Below are 1,373 nucleotides of genomic sequence, written 5' to 3'. Positions count from 1 at the left end.
ACTAACTTGGTTGCTCTGGTAGCTCACCGTTCTGCTCTGGGCACCGTGAAACTGAAAGACCTGTCTCTGGAACGCGCACGTCGCTCTGAGTATCAGGCTGATGCTATCATCGGTAAATACGCAATGGGTCACGGCGTTCTGCGTCCTGAAGCTTGTGGTGCTCTGGTGGTTGCAAAGCCGTAAGTCCGGGTAATCCGAATACCTTAGCTTGGTCTAATAAACCTGCCTCTGCTACGTTAGGGGCGGGTGGAACTCTGACCGCTACTTGGACTGGGGGTAAAGCTCCCTTCAATGCTAAGGCTACTCAGGGAATTGAAATCTTTAATGATGAAGAAGTAGATAAAGCTGATGCTTCTATCTCTATTGACCTTACTAACCCAAGGTTGGTAGTAGGTAGTATTGATTGGTTAGTAACAGATGCAGATGGTAATACCTTGACTGGAACCACTACTCTTAATGACCAACGAACTTTTGTAATTGATAAAGACTCTACTACTGACGGAACCTATACAGCAGGTGGTAAGAACGTAGGAACAATTAGTATTGATAAAGGTAAACAGTTCAAAGGGACTTTCCACGAGTCAGGTAATACTGGCACAGGTTATGGTTCTTCTGTTCAATCTAATTCAGATGCTACCAAAGTAACTGCTTCTTTCTCTGGTAATGTAATTACTGTAGATGCTGTAGATGTAGGACAATCAGTTATTATGTTGCTGACAGGGAACAAAGATGCTCTCTTCCAGTTAACTGTGAACGTGACATAACACCTGTAAATAATTTAAGCCTCCTTCCCTGAAATAGTGGGATAGGAGGTTTTTTTGGTTTTTTCGATTAGGAGGATAACGATATGGCGAATGATGCCTTTATCCAATCTGATGCCGAACTCGAAGCTATTAACGATATTCTGTCCTGTATTGGTGAAACTGCAATCACTGAAATAGAAGGTGCAGATGATAATGCTGACGTTGCTAATGCTCTACGTTGTCTTCGTAACGCTAATCGAGAAGTGCAAGCTCAGGGATGGACTTGGAATACTGTCGAGTCTATGACCCTTACCCCAAACAATGTCACGAAGAATATCAAATATCTTGATAAATATCTCCGTGTAATGTCTACAGATGGTGCTACCAACTACCGTAGACGTAATGATTTAGTGTTTGACTCAACAGCAAGCACTGATAAATTTGATGCTCCCATCCAAGTTAAGATGGTTGAGCTACAAGAATATGATGAGATGCCACAATGCTTCCGTGATTTGATTGTTATTCGGGCTTCTCGTAGATATAATATTCGTTTCTTTGGTGCTGCTGAAATCGAAGCTGCTCTTGCCAATGATGAAGATAATGCCTATAGGATTTGTATGGAATATGAAA

3 protein-coding genes are annotated in these 1,373 nt (G+C 42.1%); all 3 read left to right on the top strand.

The features are described from left to right. Window positions 1-183, top strand: a 183-nt coding sequence (locus N1032_RS23250) for a major capsid protein (RefSeq protein WP_259542718.1), incomplete at its 5' end; no start/stop codon positions are given. Next, entirely contained in the window at window positions 153-764 is a 612-nt protein-coding gene (locus tag N1032_RS23245) for a hypothetical protein (protein ID WP_259542717.1), read from the top strand. The genes N1032_RS23250 and N1032_RS23245, both read left to right, overlap by 31 nt. A gap of 83 nt (window positions 765-847) precedes the next feature. Further along, a partial coding sequence (locus N1032_RS23240; RefSeq protein ID WP_259542716.1) for a hypothetical protein occupies window positions 848-1,373 on the top strand: 526 nt, incomplete at its 3' end.

The sequence above is a fragment of the Herbiconiux daphne genome, from assembly GCF_024979295.1.
In the GTDB taxonomy this organism is placed as follows: Bacteria; Actinomycetota; Actinomycetes; order Actinomycetales; family Microbacteriaceae; genus Herbiconiux; species Herbiconiux daphnes.
The sequence above is the reverse complement of the archived record's forward strand: the minus strand, read 5'-3'. Positions and strand labels throughout refer to the sequence as shown.